At 46.1% G+C, this 15150-nt stretch carries 14 protein-coding genes; 9 read left to right on the top strand and 5 right to left on the bottom strand.

Going from position 1 to position 15150, the window contains the following annotated elements; genetic code table 11:
• From FNE76_RS02335 to fliI, 4 genes are all read right to left on the bottom strand, one after another.
• Nucleotides 1–776, bottom strand: a 776-nt coding sequence (locus tag FNE76_RS02335) for an HpaA family protein (protein ID WP_120947435.1), incomplete at its 3' end; no start/stop codon positions are given.
• Nucleotides 777–871: 95 nt separating this feature from the next.
• Nucleotides 872–1852, bottom strand: coding sequence for an iron-sulfur cluster assembly scaffold protein (locus tag FNE76_RS02330; protein WP_120947434.1), 981 nt, complete (start codon nucleotides 1850–1852; stop codon nucleotides 872–874).
• Between the two features lie 9 nt (nucleotides 1853–1861).
• Nucleotides 1862–3034, bottom strand: coding sequence for a NifS family cysteine desulfurase (locus tag FNE76_RS02325; protein WP_120947433.1), 1173 nt, complete (start codon nucleotides 3032–3034; stop codon nucleotides 1862–1864).
• An 88-nt stretch (nucleotides 3035–3122) separates the two neighbouring features.
• Entirely contained in the window at nucleotides 3123–4433 is a 1311-nt protein-coding gene (gene fliI / locus FNE76_RS02320) for a flagellar protein export ATPase FliI (protein ID WP_120947432.1), read from the bottom strand.
• Nucleotides 4434–4525: 92 nt separating this feature from the next.
• Between fliI and tig the strand changes: the two genes are divergently transcribed.
• The 6 genes from tig (at nucleotide 4526) to FNE76_RS02290 (ending at nucleotide 11076) form a co-directional block, all read left to right on the top strand.
• Nucleotides 4526–5833 (top strand): trigger factor, encoded by a 1308-nt coding sequence (gene tig / locus FNE76_RS02315; RefSeq protein WP_120947431.1) that lies wholly within the window; start codon nucleotides 4526–4528, stop codon nucleotides 5831–5833.
• Nucleotides 5830–6423, top strand: coding sequence for an ATP-dependent Clp endopeptidase proteolytic subunit ClpP (gene clpP, locus FNE76_RS02310; protein WP_006017056.1), 594 nt, complete (start codon nucleotides 5830–5832; stop codon nucleotides 6421–6423). The genes tig and clpP overlap by 4 nt, the downstream gene beginning before the upstream one ends.
• Nucleotides 6423–6935, top strand: coding sequence for a peptide deformylase (gene def, locus FNE76_RS02305; RefSeq protein ID WP_120947430.1), 513 nt, complete (start codon nucleotides 6423–6425; stop codon nucleotides 6933–6935). The genes clpP and def overlap by 1 nt, the downstream gene beginning before the upstream one ends.
• Before the next feature lie 32 nt (nucleotides 6936–6967).
• Nucleotides 6968–8452, top strand: coding sequence for a YifB family Mg chelatase-like AAA ATPase (locus FNE76_RS02300; RefSeq protein WP_120947542.1), 1485 nt, complete (start codon nucleotides 6968–6970; stop codon nucleotides 8450–8452).
• Between the two features lie 33 nt (nucleotides 8453–8485).
• Nucleotides 8486–10549: a heavy metal translocating P-type ATPase gene (locus FNE76_RS02295; protein ID WP_120955600.1), complete on the top strand. Its 2064-nt coding sequence runs from the start codon at nucleotides 8486–8488 to the stop codon at nucleotides 10547–10549.
• 68 nt (nucleotides 10550–10617) lie between these two features.
• Complete coding sequence (locus FNE76_RS02290) at nucleotides 10618–11076, top strand: DUF1104 domain-containing protein (RefSeq protein ID WP_120947429.1); 459 nt, start codon at nucleotides 10618–10620, stop codon at nucleotides 11074–11076.
• A gap of 1 nt (nucleotide 11077) precedes the next feature.
• On the opposite strand, the gene FNE76_RS02285 is transcribed toward FNE76_RS02290, so the two are convergent.
• Entirely contained in the window at nucleotides 11078–11512 is a 435-nt protein-coding gene (locus FNE76_RS02285; RefSeq protein WP_185962965.1) for a N6-threonylcarbamoyl adenosine t(6)A37 modification in tRNA, read from the bottom strand.
• Nucleotides 11513–11684: 172 nt separating this feature from the next.
• Here FNE76_RS02285 and FNE76_RS02280 point away from each other — a divergent pair, with 172 nt between their 5' ends.
• The 3 genes from FNE76_RS02280 to dnaA are packed head-to-tail and all read left to right on the top strand — an operon-like array spanning nucleotide 11685 to nucleotide 15114.
• Nucleotides 11685–13361, top strand: a complete 1677-nt coding sequence (locus FNE76_RS02280; protein WP_120947428.1) for a methyl-accepting chemotaxis protein — start codon at nucleotides 11685–11687, stop codon at nucleotides 13359–13361.
• Nucleotides 13358–13825 (top strand): crossover junction endodeoxyribonuclease RuvC, encoded by a 468-nt coding sequence (gene ruvC, locus FNE76_RS02275; RefSeq protein ID WP_120947427.1) that lies wholly within the window; start codon nucleotides 13358–13360, stop codon nucleotides 13823–13825. The genes FNE76_RS02280 and ruvC overlap by 4 nt, the downstream gene beginning before the upstream one ends.
• On the top strand, nucleotides 13822–15114 hold the full coding sequence (gene dnaA / locus FNE76_RS02270) for a chromosomal replication initiator protein DnaA (protein WP_120947426.1): 1293 nt from the start codon (nucleotides 13822–13824) through the stop codon (nucleotides 15112–15114). Before ruvC ends, dnaA begins: the two co-directional genes overlap by 4 nt.
• The last annotated feature ends 36 nt before the right edge of the window (nucleotides 15115–15150 follow it).

Genomic DNA, 15150 nt, shown 5'->3' with positions numbered 1-15150 from the left:
TATTTTTTGTCGCTTTTCATCTGCTCGATGGCTTTGCGGTAGCGATCCACATGGGAATGGCTAATTTGCTTGAGCAAATCCTGCATCACACCTGCATACATTTCGGTTAAAATTTTGTGGATTGCCTTATCGGTATTTTCTTCACGCTCACTTGTGGCTTCAACACGGGGACCAGAGAAACCTCCCGAGTTTGTGTTGCGGTAAGTGTAGGTGTGTCTAAAGGCTTGGTAAGTGCCCACATTCACACCAAAGTTATGGATGATCCGTCCAGTTTGGGGCTCATAGAACTTGAAAAATAGTGCGCCGGCACTTTGATCGACCAATTCATCAGCATTATCGTTCTCCGGATCGTCCAAATCAATTTTCACATCTTCAAGGACACCTATCCAGCCGGTTAAATCCAACACAGCCCAAACCTTGTGCTTTTCTTCATCTGTGAGTTTGTCCCTTGTGTCCAGCAACTCTACATCATAACCCATTCTTTGGTAAATTTCTTTGACCTGCCCAACCAAAGCTGTTTGGAAGTCTTGGATATGGGATTTGAGATTGTCGGTTGATTGGATGTGGGGGATAAGAATACCAATTACATGGTGGTTAGCCGGTTCTTGTTGGATATTAAGGGGATAAGAAAAATGTAATGGCGTCTCACCTTGTGCATGGACAGCTTTTGAGGTTGAAGCATGCCCCACCTTGTGGGGTCCGCCCTCTGTGGCACAGCCCACAATCAATGCGCCCATAAGCCCCGCCAGCATAACACTCTTTGTTGTCTTGTTCATCAAAACTCCTCTAAAATGTAAGTAAATAGGATTGATTCTATCGTAAAAAAAATAACAAATAGCTAATTTACCCCCCTTTTGTTAAAAATACACGCCTAAATAGGCAAGACGCGGATATGTTCGTCTAGGTGATCTTGCAACATGCCCTCAATGGCAAAGAGAGTCCCTGTGGTTGCGCTGGCGCACCCATCGCATGCGCCCATGTAGCGGATATAGACATCCACAAATCCCCCACCCTCCTTGATGTCCAAAATCTCCAAATTCCCCCCATCCATCATCAACATTGGGCGGATATGCGTATCAATGGCCTGATCGATGGCGCGCACTTTTTGCACCATGGTCATATCGCTAAAGGCTAGGCTACCCTCCAAAGATTTTTGCGCTTGGCTTTTGAGTTTCTCCTCTTCCATCTCAGCGCGCACCTCTTTTAAAATATCCACCAAGTAATATTCTCTAGCTTCATGCCCACCCGGGCGCACACAGCTTTTGCAAAAACCCCCAGCTTTGGTGTAGTTGGTGATCTCCTCGACACTTTTGAGATCATTGAGTTTAATAACTTCTTTAATTGTGCCCAAACTCACACGCGCACACTCGCACACAATGATCTCATCTTCAAAATCAGCAACATCTTTGCCCAAATACTGCCCGGCTGCTTGTTTGATCACATCATAAGCCATCACCGAGCAGTGCATTTTTTGCCCGGGCACAGCCGGCACATCAGGATGATCGCGCAAATTCCGCTCCACATCTAAGTTGGTGATCTTGACCGCCTCTTGGACACGTTTGCCCAAACACAGCTCCACCATCATATCCGAGCTAGCAATGGCTGTCCCACACCCAAAGCTTTTAAACTTGGCATCAATGATTGTGTCGCTCTTTTCATCCACCAGCCAATACAGGCGCACCGCATCCCCGCAAGCTTCTGCACCATAATCAGCTACAATGAGCCTAGCCCCCCTAGCTTTAGCATCCTCCTCTGTGAGCACGCCTAAATGCGTGGGATTATCCATGCGTCTGCTCACCTCGTTAGAATAAGCATCCCACAACGCCCCACCTAATAAGTTATTCTTTGCCATACAATCTCCTTAATTTAAGCCATAAGAGCTAGAAATATTGCGCAATCGTTTCACTGCTTTTTTAAACACCTCAATGGTACGATCAATCTCTTGGATTGTGTTAAAACGGCTGAGTGAAAACCGCACAGCCGTGTGTGCCAGCTCCACGTCTGCTCCAATGGCGACCATGACTGGATTGGCCTTGAGATCCTCACTAGCACACGCGCTCCCGGTAGAAGCGGCGATATTAGCACGATTCAAATCCCACAACATCGCCTCGCCCTCAATCCCACGCACGCTCACCAAAGTGGTATTAGGCACGCGTTTGATGCGATCTCCAATCACAGAAACATCTTTGATCTCCAGCAGGGCATCTTCTAGCTTGTCTCTTAGTCCTCCAACCACTTCCCTTTCATAGTCCAAATTTTGTTGGGCTAACTTCATCGCCTCTCCCATACCAATGATATAGGGTACATTGAGAGTCCCGCTACGCCTCCCGCGCATGTGCTCTCCTCCATGTAAAAGGGGGGTGAGATCCACGCCCGATCTGATGTAGAGCCCCCCCACGCCCTTGGGACCATGGAACTTGTGTGCCGAAAAAGAGAGAAAATCCACTTGGGCTTTTTGCACATCCACCGGGATCTTCCCGATGGCTTGCACCCCATCGCTATGGAACAACACGCCTCTTTGCTTACACACTTGCCCGATCTCCTCAATGGGGAAAATCAAGCCCGTTTCATTATTAGCCCACATCACGCTCACTAAAGCAGTTTTATCCGTGATCGCCTCCGCTACTTGGCTAGCCGCAATTGTGCCATGCTCGTTAATGGGCAAATAGGTAACCCGCATGCCCACACTCTCTAAAAACTCACAAGTGGCATGCACGGCTGGGTGTTCAACTTCTGTGGTGATAATGTGATCCTTGCCATGTTTGAGATAAGCATCAAAATACATCGATTTGAGCACCCAATTATTGCTCTCAGTGGCACAGGAAGTGATGATAATATCATCCTCGTTATTGGCGTGTATGCCCTCATAGAGTTTATCTAGGGCTTGGGTGATTATCGGGTGGGTTTCTGTGCCAAACTTATGCAGGGAATTGGGATTGCCATAGTGCTTACAAAAATAAGGCTCCATCATGTTTTCCACTAAAGGATCAACCTTGGTCGTGGCATTATTGTCTAAATAAATGCGATCTTGCATAAACATATCCTATCGGTAATTTGGTGAGTTTGTTGGAAAAATCACTCTCATAGTTTGACGATAATACACGCCTATCCTTTCCCCAAGCTTAAGGAATTTGCATCATCTCAATGAGTTGCTGGATACTCTGCTGGCTATCCACAATTTCTTCCTCCTCTTGTGCCATAAAAGCCCCCATGCTCTCCTTTTTATCCATCGCTTCATCCAGTTCGCTATCAAACCCGCGTTGGTAGGAGCCAATGCGGATCAAAACCTCATTTTCTTTGAGCAAGGCATGGAGTTTGCGGAATTTGCGGGCTGCCATATTGTGCTCATGGCTACTCACTTCCTTACTCACCCTAGAAGCAGAATTTAAAATATTAATGGGTGGATAAATCCCGTGATCGGTTAGTTCGCGACTGAGCACAATATGCCCATCTAAAATACTGCGGGATTGATCGGCGATTGGGTCGCTCAAGTCATCACCCTCCACCAAAACGGTGAAAAAAGCCGTGATAGAACCTTTGTTTTGTTCCTTGCCTGCACGCTCCATCAGCTGGGGTAAAAGCGTCAAGGCGGAAGGGGGGTAGCCCTTGCTGGTGGGGGGTTCGCCCAAGGCTAGCCCAATTTCACGTTGCGCCATCGCAAAACGCGTTACTGAATCCATCATGAACAAGACATCATGCCCTTGATCTTTAAAATATTCTGCCACGCTCATGGCACAAAAAGCCCCGTATTTGCGCATCAAGGGCGAATCATCACTGGTGGCCACCACCAACACGGTATTACTCAGATCACCTTGTAAGTTCTTGTGGATAAATTCGGGAATCTCACGCCCACGCTCCCCAATTAGGGCAATGACCTTAATTGAGGCACTGCACCCGCGCACAATCATGCCCATCAAAGTGGATTTTCCCACCCCGCTACCCGCAAAAATCCCCATTTTTTGCCCTTTGCCACAGGTGAGCAGACCATCAATGCTTTTCACCCCCACGCCAAACATTTCGTCGATGATTCCGCGTTGCAAAGGTTTCATGGGCGCAACCATCACGGGCGCATAAGCACTAGCCCCTACAAACCCCAAGTCATCTAAGGGATTACCCAAAGGATCAAGCACCCGTCCCAACAAAGCCTCTCCCACCGGGAAGCTCAAACCCTCCTTGACAAACAACACCCGATCGCCCACTCTGCACCCCTCCACAAAGGAAAAGGGTGCAAAACCAAACTGGGCTTGTTCCACCAAAACTACCATCCCCAAGCATTCCTTACCATCATTGCGCTCGGCTTTCACCACATCGCCTACAGAGGGCAAGAAACCCTTGACAAAAACCATGTTGGGTAAAATTTTGGTGATCACGCCATAGCGGGGCGATAAATCCCGACTGAGTTGTAACCTAGCTTTGAGGGCTCCTAAAGACATCGGCTCTCCTTGGGGCTTAATTTTGGATTAACACAGATTGCGCTAAAATAAAAGCTTATGATTATACTTTAAATAGACTTCAAGGAGTTCTAATGGATGTGGAAGCTAAGAGGCTGGATAGTGCTAATGCTAGTGTGTGCGCCAAGCCTTCAATGCAAGATTTTGAGGAGAAATCCCAAAAAATCGCCAGAAAAATCGCCAAAAGTGCTAAACTAGATGGATTTAGAAAAGGCAAGGTCCCCCTAGACATTATCAAACAACGCTACCAAAGCCACATTGAGCAAGAATCCCAAAAAGAGCTCCTAGATGAGATTTTGAAAGAGGGGCGCGCACAGCTCAAGATAGAACTGCGGGATTTAATTGGTAACCCTGCGGTAGTCAAATTTGACAAACAAGCCGTGCATTTTGATATTGAGATTGACATCGGTTTGAGACCCCAAATTGACTTGTCCGCTATTAAAGACTGCGTGCCTACCTTTTCGCTCAAGGAGATTGAAGAGAGCGAAATTGAAGAGAGGTTGCAGACCTTAGCCAAAGAGCGGGCTACCTTTTCAGATGCCCCTACAGATAAAAAAGTTGAAAAGGGCGATGGGGTGGTGCTTGATTTTGAGGGCATGCTTGAGGGCAAACCTTTTGAGGGCAACAAAGCACAAAATTTTGCTTTGATTGTGGGCGAAAACCGCTTGATTCCCGGGTTCGAGAAACAGCTTGTAGGCATGAAAGTTGGGGAGGAAAAATATTTTCCCGTGCTCTTTCCCAAAGATTATGCCAATGCCAACTTGGCGGGTAAAGAAGTGTCTTTTTATGCCAAATTGCATAAAATCCAAATCCGCCATATCCCTAAGATTGATGATGACTTCATCAAAAGCGTTTTAAATCAAGAAAAAGAGCCCACCCTAGAGTTGCTCAAGCAAAAAATCAAAGAACAGCTTTTTACAGAGGCTAAAACCCGCCTTTATAATCAAGAGCTCAAGGAAAAGCTGATTGATAATTTGGACAAGTCTTTATCTTTTGACCTGCCTAAAACCATTGTGGAACAGGAGATGGATTTAGCCTTGCGCCAAGCCTTGCAGAGCATGGACCAAACTGCTATTAAAGAACTCCAAGACAATCCTAGCAAGGTCCAAGAAAAGCGCGAGGGTTTCAGAGAGAGTGCCCAAAGGAGTGTGAAAGTAACTTTCATCATAGACGCACTAGCCAAGCAAGAAAATGTCCAAGTCCAAGATAATGAGGTCTTCCAAACCCTCTACTACGAAGCGTTAATGACCAACCAAAACCCCCAGCAACTCATCGAGCACTACCAAAGAAATAATATGCTCCCAGCGGTGAAAATGGCGATGGTGGAGGATCGGGTATTGACCTTTCTTTTAGATCAACAATTGCCCAAGGCGCAAGCATGAATTATGTTCCCTTTGTGATCGAAAAAACAGGACGGGGCGAGCGTAGCTATGATATTTATTCGCGCTTGCTCAAAGATCGCATTGTTTTGCTGAGTGGGGAGATCAACGATGCGGTGGCAGCGACCATCGTTGCGCAGTTACTCTTTTTGGAAGCAGAAGACCCTGAAAAAGATATTAATCTTTACATCAACTCTCCGGGTGGGTCGGTTACCAGCGGGTTTAGCATTTATGACACCATGAACTACATCCACCCGGATATTTGCACCATTTGTATTGGGCAGGCGGCTTCTATGGGGGCGTTTTTACTCAGCTGTGGGACTAAGGGCAAACGCTTTTCTTTGCCCCATTCGCGTATCATGATCCACCAACCCCTAGGGGGTACACAGGGGCAGGCCACTAACATTGCCATTTACACCAAAGAGATTTTACGCTTGAAAGGCACTTTAAATCAGATCATGGCGGATAATACCGGGCAATCCTTAGAAAAGATCGAACAAGACACTGATCGCGACTTCTTCATGAGTGCTCATGATGCCAAAGATTACGGGCTAGTGGATGAAGTCTTGGTCAAAAGCACCAAACAAGTTTAATGGCACTCGAGATTTTACACTACCCAGACAAACGCTTAAGGACCATCTCTCAGGAGGTGGTGTGTTTTGATACAGATCTACACACTCTCTTGGATGCGATGTTGGAGAGCATGCTAGAGAGCAAGGGCATTGGACTAGCGGCGATCCAAGTGGGCGTGCCCAAGCGTATTTTGATCATCAATTTACCCCGAGAAGATGAGCAACAATACCCACAGGATCGCCTAGAGATCATCAATCCGGTTATCACCCACAAGGAAGGTACAATCTTGTGGAAAGAGGGCTGTTTGTCTGTGCCGGATTTTTATGAAGAAATTGAACGCAGTGCTCAGATCACCTTGAGTTATCAAGATCGCACTGGCACGCCTAAAATGCTCCAAGCCAAGGAGTTATTAAGCGTGGCAATCCAGCATGAAATGGATCACCTCAATGGGATTTTATTTGTGGATAAGCTTTCCATGCTCAAGCGCAAAAAGTTTGAAAAAGAGTTTAAAAAAACCTTAAAAATTCCGTGAATGCCCGTATCAACACCCTTTATTGCGCCACGATGTCTTGTGCCCGGGCACATATTGTGGAGGTGGAGGCGACTTTTACGCGCGCCTTACCCGCCTTTGTGATCGCTGGCTTGCCTAGTAGTGCGATCCAAGAGTCTAAACAGCGTGTCCAATCTGCTTTGCAAAATAACGGCTTTTCTTTTCCGCCCCTAAAAATCACCATCAATTTATCCCCGGCTGACTTACCCAAAACCGGGAGTCATTTTGATTTGCCCATGGCTTTATTAGTGGCTTTGCAAAAAGCCCCTTTGGAGGGCAAATGGTTTGCCTTTGGGGAGTTGGGTTTAGATGGCAAGATCAAGCATGCTACAAGTATTTTTCCCTTACTCTTAGACATCGCGATCTTAGAGCCCAATGCCCATGTGATTGTCCCCAAACCCAATCAAGAACTCTTTTCGCTCATCCCCAATCTCAATTTTTACTATGTGGAGCACCTCAAAGAAGCTCTAGAGATCATCACGCAAAAAGACCCCACACCCCATGCCTTTAAATCCCAGCTAGATTTTGAATGCTTGGAGATCAACAACCAAAAATACTACTATGTACCCACTTTTGATCTGGATTTTAGCGATGTCAAGGGGCAAGAGAGTGCTAAAGAAGCAGCCTTGATTGCCGCTAGTGGGATGCACAATGTGATCTTTGAGGGTTCTCCGGGCTGTGGGAAAAGCATGATTGCCAAGCGCATGCGCTATATTTTGCCCCCCAGCACGCTAGCTGAGATGATCGAATCGCTCAAATTACGCATTTTAAGCCAACAAGAGAGTTTTTATAGCCCCTTAAGGAGTTTTAGAAACCCCCACCAAAGTGCCTCTAAGTCCAGCATTCTAGGCTCAACCCACGCGCATAGCCCCAAGCCGGGTGAAATCGCCCTCGCCCACAATGGGATTTTATTTTTTGATGAGTTGCCCCATTTCCAAAAAAATATTTTAGAAGCTTTGCGCGAGCCGATGGAGAACAATAAGCTGGTGATTTCTAGGGTGCAAAGCAAGATCGAATACCCAACCTCATTTTTATTCATCGGGGCGATGAATCCTTGCCCATGCGGGAACTTGCTAGACCCCCATAAGCTCTGCCGTTGCCAAGAACGCGAAATCAATGCCTATAAAAACCGCCTAAGTGAGCCCTTTTTAGATCGCATTGATTTATTCGTGCAGATGAATCCCACCCAGCTTGAGGCTAAAACCAACACCTCTTCAAGCCATTACCATAGCCAAATGCTCCAAGCCTTCAAAATGCAAAAACGCAGAGGGCAACAAAAACTTAATGGCAAACTCCTAGAAAGCCAAATTGAGGAGTTTTGCATTCTCGATCATGGTGCACAGACTTTATTAGATCAAGCCACCATACGCTTTGGACTCTCAGAGAGAGCGATTCACAAAAGCAAAAAGGTGGCGCGCACCATTGCCGATTTGAATCAAAGCCCCCAAATCCACAAAGAGCACATGTTAAAAGCTCTCCAGTTTAGAAAAGTCAGCTAATATCGGCTAGCAACCTCCAAACAAGGAAAAAGCATGCAGAAGTATTATTTTAAGGGGTTGGATTGCCCAGATTGTGCCAACAAATTAGAAGCAGAGTTGAATAAACAGAGCTATGTCAAAAGCGCGCAGGTCTCTTTTAATACCAGCACGCTTTATTTAGACAGCCAAGACATCCCCCAAGCCCTATTGCTCATCAAAAAACTAGAGCCTGACATGGTGCTATCTGCCCAAGAACAAGATCGCGGCCACAATCAAGCCCACGCACGCACAGACCTGTATATTTTGCTGGGCACGATTGCGCTTTTTTTAGTTGGCGTGGTGGCTCTGCACTTTAGCCAAGTTACTTGGGTGCGCCAAGTCAGCTATGTTTTGTTGGCTGGGGTGTATGTGTTTGCGGGCAAAGATGTGTTTATAGGGGCTTTTAGAGCCATTAAAAATAGACGTTTTTTTGATGAAAATACGCTCATGCTCAGCGCGACCATTGCTGCCTTCTGTGTGGGGGCTTATGAGGAAAGCGTTTCGGTGATGGTCTTTTACTCCGCTGGGGAGTTTTTGCAAAAACTTGCCATCGCGCGTTCTAAAAAATCCCTGCAGTCTCTTTTAGATGTCGCGCCCAATTTGGCTTACATCAAACGCGCGCATGGCTTAGAACAGGTCGATCCTAAGGATTTGCAAATAGGCGATGTGGTGGTGGTGAAAGTGGGGGAAAAGGTGCCCACCGATGGGGTTGTTTTGCTTGGTGAAAGCATGCTAGATCAAAAGAGTTTAACGGGCGAGCCCTTGCCCCTCAATGTGAAAGAAAATAGCCCCATTTTGGGCGGGAGCATCAATTTAAAAGCCATGTTGGAGGTTAAGGTTACTAAGCTTTACAAAGACTCTTCGGTGGCTAAGATCATTGATTTGGTCTCTGAAGCGGTGAGCCAAAAATCCCAAACCGAAAAGCTCATCACCACTTTTGCGCGCTACTACACACCCGCTGTTTTTGGCATTGCCCTTTGTATTGCGTGCGTGCCTCCCTTACTGGGGTTTGGGAGTTTTGATGAGTGGATTTATCGGGGGCTCATCGCCTTGATGGTGAGTTGCCCCTGTGCCTTAGTGATCTCGGTGCCCTTGGGGTATTTTGGTGGGGTGGGGGCGGCTAGCAAGCATGGCATTTTGATCAAAAGCGTGCATACCCTAGAGACTCTCACGCAAGTTAAAAATATCGCCTTTGATAAAACCGGAACTTTGAGCAAGGGGGAATTTGAGGTGGTGGATGTCGTGCCAGCAGGCGATTTTTCCAAAGAAGATGTGTTGCAATTTGCCACTTGTGCGCAAATCCTCTCCACCCACCCCATTGCTGTTTCGATCCAAAAAGCCTACACCAGCACATGCCAACACCAGATCGAGGAATACCAAGAATTGGGGGGCTTGGGCGTACGGGCTAAGTGCCATGCCAATTTGATCATTGCGGGGAATGAAAAGATGTTGCGTAAATACAATATCCCGCATGAGTGTTGTTCTTTGGAGGGCACGATTGTGCATGTGGCTTCTAATGGGGAGCACATTGGCTATATTGTGGTCGCTGACACACTCAAAGAGAATGCCAAAGCGTGCTTAGAGGGGCTTAAAAAAGAGGGGATCGAGCATTTTTGTATCCTCAGTGGGGACAATGAACATGCCACTAAAGGTGTGGCCAAGAGCTTAGATTGCCCCTATTATGCTAATTTGTTGCCTGAGGAGAAGGTGGAGGCGTTCAACAAGTTCAAGCAAGCCCACAAGCACAAAAGTGCCTTTATTGGAGATGGGATCAACGATGCGCCCACTTTGGCTTTAGCAGATGTGAGCATGGGTATGGGGAGTGCTAGCCAAATTAGCAAAGAAAGTGCGGACATTGTGATCACCAATAATAATTTGGAATCCATTACCCAAGTTTTTAGAATCGCCAAAAAGACTAAAAATATCGTGATGCAAAATATCATCTTTGCATTGGGAGTCAAGGCGATGTTCATTGTGCTCGGGCTCTTTGGGGATGCAACTTTGTGGGAGGCGGTTTTTGGCGATGTGGGGGTTACACTCATCGCCTTAGCCAACTCCATGCGCACCATGCGTATTTAGGGGCTTGTTTAGTGATGGTTAGTTTTTTTTGTGTTATAATGCCCGTTTAAAAATTGCAAAGGAAAAAAATGAAGGTTTTAAAATTAGCATTGGCTTCTGGAGCTCTTTGTGTGGGGCTGAATGCCCAAACCATCGGCTTGAATGTCTTCCCCGAGTATCAAGCTAAGCCCGATCAAGAGATGTTAGACTTGGCGGGCAAGATTGAGGCGCGCAAGGTGATCGAGTATTTGAGCGAGATGAAAAACCGCTATAACAAAATGACACCCAAGCACAAGGCAGATTTTCAAAAACAATTCCAAGACAACTTGGCGAAAAACTTAGCTAAATTGAAACCAAGCGAGAGGAAACAACGCTTGGCGACCATTAAAAAAGCTTTGGCTACAAGGGAAGCAAATATCAACCATCTACGCGAGGAAGTGGATGAGGAGTATGCCTACATCGACTACTGGAAAAAGTTGCTCAACTCCGATAAGTTTGAAGAAGATTTGATTCAACATGGCTTTAACGCCCCGCTCAAACACAAATAGGTTAGCGCAGGCGTTTTTTGCGGGTTTTGGAGAGTTTGAGGATTTGGGAGGGTTGGCTAGCATAAAGTCCACGCCGATCCTCTATAATGACTTGGGCTAGCTCAAGGGCGATCTTAGGGTCGTAATTTTGGGCACTGAGATTGGCCGAAGTGCTGTAGATCACGCCCAAGCGTTCTAAATAATTTAAAGTCAAAGGGTCTTGGATCACGCGCCAAGCTTGGGATTTACGGCAAGCCAGCGTGGCTTTGGTGCGCCGTGCTAGGGCTTTGTGTTGGGGGGGCACGCGTGGGCTTAGGGCTTTGAGGCTGGGAGATACTTGCAAGAGGGGCTTGTTAGGGGGGCTGTTTTTAATAGTGTTTAATTTTTTGGCATCATAACTAAAAAAGCCCGCTGTGGTGTCGCTTTGGGCTAAGCCCACATCTTCTATAAACTCCATGCACCTCCTTTATATGGCACAATTTGACGCATATGATAACATTCTTAGGGCTTAAAGCAAGATGAGTCGCCACTCCTTAGGTGAATCATGTTAGAATCCGCGGGTTTCATGTCTTTTTACATAGCGCGATATCGCATGAAAATAAATTGGCAACCCAAAATGAGGAGTATAGATGAATCTAGGTTTTAAAATCATAGGGATCGTTTTTTTATCTCTATCCATTGTGGGATCTGTGGTTGCTTGGATCACCAGCACAAAACAGCATGATCTGCTCTCCTCTTTAGTGGAGAGTGAAAAGAAAGGGGATATGGGCAGTAGGACAGATAACCTGCGCTACACCACCCATCTAATCGAGCAAGCCATCGCGGGTTTTTATGAACTCTTGCCTAGGGAGAAAGCCCGACAAATGGCATTGGAGTATTTTGGCAAGATCAACAATGACAAGGGTATGATCTATATGGTTGTAACCGATATGGAGGGCAAGGTGCTTTTTGACCCGGTCAATCCCACCTCGGTGGGCAAGAGTGGTTTGCATTTGATGAGTGTGGATAATGTCTGCTATGTGTGTGGCTATATCAAGGAGGCAAAGGCAGGGGGGGGATACACTTACTATAAAATGCCTAAATTTGCTGGGGGCACGCCCGAGCCCAAAGTCGCCTATAGCCATTATGATCCGGTGAGTAAAATGGTGATTGTTGCTACCAGTTATTTTAGCGATATTTTAAAGGCTTCTCAACAAACCAGAAAAGAAGTCCGTGCAAAGGTGACGGAAAATCTGGGCACTTTAATTTGGTATATTGTGCTCATTGTTGTGTTTTTGATTGTGCTCACTTCTCTTTTTGTTTATTTTGGCATTATCCGACGCTTGAATCGCTTGGTTCATCGTGTCCATGAGTTTAGCTTGGGGGATCGGGATTTGACTCAGCGCATTAAAGCCAGTCGGAGCAATGATGAGATAGGTAAGATTAGCGGGAGTATCAACTACTTTGTAGAGAGCATACAGGAGTTGATTAAAGAAGTTAAGGATAGCTCCGGTGGCAGTCGGAGCATGGCTGAACAGCTCAAAATAGGGATTGATGAAACCTTGCAGATCATGCATGAGCGTACGCAGATGATCAATGCTATTAGAAAAAAAACAAATGATATTAGCATGGTGGTGAATCAATCCACAGAAGAAGCCCAAGCCAGCCAAAAGGATTTAACCGAAGTGCAAGATTTGGTCCAAACATCTAATGATTCGATCAGCAATCTCTTTGGGCAAATTACAGAAGCATCTCGAACAGAGGAAGAGCTAGCTAGTAAGGTCGAGCAACTCAGCAAAAATGCCGATAGCGTGAAGAGCATTTTACACATCATTAACGACATTGCCGATCAGACCAATTTATTAGCCTTGAATGCCGCCATCGAAGCCGCCCGTGCGGGCGAGCATGGCAGAGGCTTTGCCGTGGTGGCTGATGAGGTGCGCAATTTGGCAGGTAGAACCCAAAAGAGTCTAGCAGAAATCAACTCTACTATTGGGGTGATTGTGCAAGAAATCAATGATGTGAGTAGCCAGATGAATCTCAATTCTAAGAAAATCGAACAACTCAGCGGGGTGGGCTTGGAGGTGCAAAAACGCTTTGAAGAGATGAGTAAGAACTTGGATTCCACGGTGGGGCGGGTTAAAAAATCGATTGGGAATTTTGTGGGGACTAAAGAAGACATCGATGTGATCACGCATGACTTTGTGGGCATCGATAAAATCAATAAGGCAACAGCTAAAGAGGCAACCAAAATCGTAGGCTTTGCCGATACAATCATCAATAGCACGCGCAATGTCGATGGTTTGGTGGGTCAATTTAAAACATGATTTTAGGGATTGATCCGGGGAGTCATAAGTGTGGGTACGGGATCGTGGATTTTCAAGGTAGGTTGGTGGGGGCAGGATTTATGCATATCCAAACTTCTTGTTTGCAAGATCAAATTTTGGAGGCAGTCGGGTGTTTAGAGCAACTTTTTAAGAGTTATGCCATTGTAGAGGTGGCGATGGAGGATATTTTTTATGCCTACAATCCAAAGAGTGTTTTGAAGTTAGCTCAGTTGCGGGGCGCATTGGGGCTTAAGATATTGCAAGTTTTTGGGCGTTTTAGCGAATACACACCTTTGCAGGTCAAAAAGGCACTCACTGGACATGGCAAGGCGAGTAAGGAGCAAGTATCCTTCATGGTTAAAAAAATCTTGGGGATCAAAAGTGCTATCAAGCCTTTAGACATCACCGACGCGATCGCCATTGCCCTAACCCATGCCCAACAAAGAAGAATCCGCAATCCATGATTGATCCCCTCTTAGAAGCACTTAAACTGGATTTGAGCGAATACGAATACCAAACTTATATGCCCTTGCTCAGATTCGATCCGCGCGCCTCTAGAGCTGATCATTTTGTCTTTTATACCCCCAATGCTTTGGTGTGTGGCTATATCCAAGCCAAATACGGCGCGCTTTTAGAAAATGTGATTGGCGCGCAAAAGGGCTACCCGGTCAAAGTGCAGGTTTTGCCCCAAAACCAGCAAAGCCAGCGTGTCCCCAAAAGCTACCCCATAAACCCTTCACTCAACCCCGCCTTCACTTTTGATAGCCTTGTGGTGGGGGAATGCAACCACATGGCGATTAAAATTGCCTCCAAAGTGGCTAAAGAGATCGGGGCATATAACCCCGTGCTCTTTTTTGGGGGCGTGGGGCTGGGCAAGACCCACATTTTAAACGCCATTGGCAATTTTGCTAGCCAGCGCGTCCAAGATGTACTGTATGTTACCGCCGAACAATTTTTAAATGACTATGTTTTTAGGCTGGGTAACCATAGCATGGATAAATTCCAAGATAAATACCGCTCATGTGATTATCTCTTGATCGATGATGTGCAATTTTTCGGGGGTAAGCAGAATGTGCAAGAAGAGTTTTTCCACACCTTTAATGCTTTGCATAGCCAAAAAAAGCAAATTGTGATGACCTCAGACAAACCGCCTAAATTCATCAAGGGTCTAGCCGAACGCCTGCTATCCCGCTTTGAGATGGGCATGATTGCCAGTATCCAAGCCCCCATGCTAGAAACCAAGATTGCCATTATCACCAAAAAATGCCAGCTCAACCAAATCTCTATGGATTCAGAGGTGATCGCCTTTTTGGCTAGCCACTTACACGATAATATCCGCCAAATTGAGGGAGCTTTATTGCGTTTGAATGCCACTGCTACGCTTTCAGGGCAAAATATTAGTCTAGAGTTGGCTCAAGAAATTTTAAAGGACACCCAAAGAGAGACAAGCCTAGAGATCAATTTAGAAAATATCTTGCGGGTGGTCTCCCAAACCCTCAATCTCAAACCCTCCGATATTAGGAATAATTACCGCAATAAACAAGTGGCGTTGGCTAGAAAAATGATTATCTACTTAGCGCGCACGCTCATTAAGAGCTCGACCACCACTTTGGCGCAATTTCTAGGCATGAAAGATCACAGCGCGGTGAGCAAGGGGCATAAAATGATTGCCGTGCGCATGCAAGAGGATCGCAATACCAAGCTCTTAGTCGAAGAGATGTTGGGTAAAATCAAGACACAAGGGCACTTGTAGTATAATAGTCCCCTTACAGATAAACCAGCAAAAAGG

The sequence above is a fragment of the Helicobacter mehlei genome, assembly GCF_007280785.1.
Lineage (GTDB): Bacteria > Campylobacterota > Campylobacteria > Campylobacterales > Helicobacteraceae > Helicobacter > Helicobacter mehlei.
The sequence above is the reverse complement of the archived record's forward strand: the minus strand, read 5'-3'. Positions and strand labels throughout refer to the sequence as shown.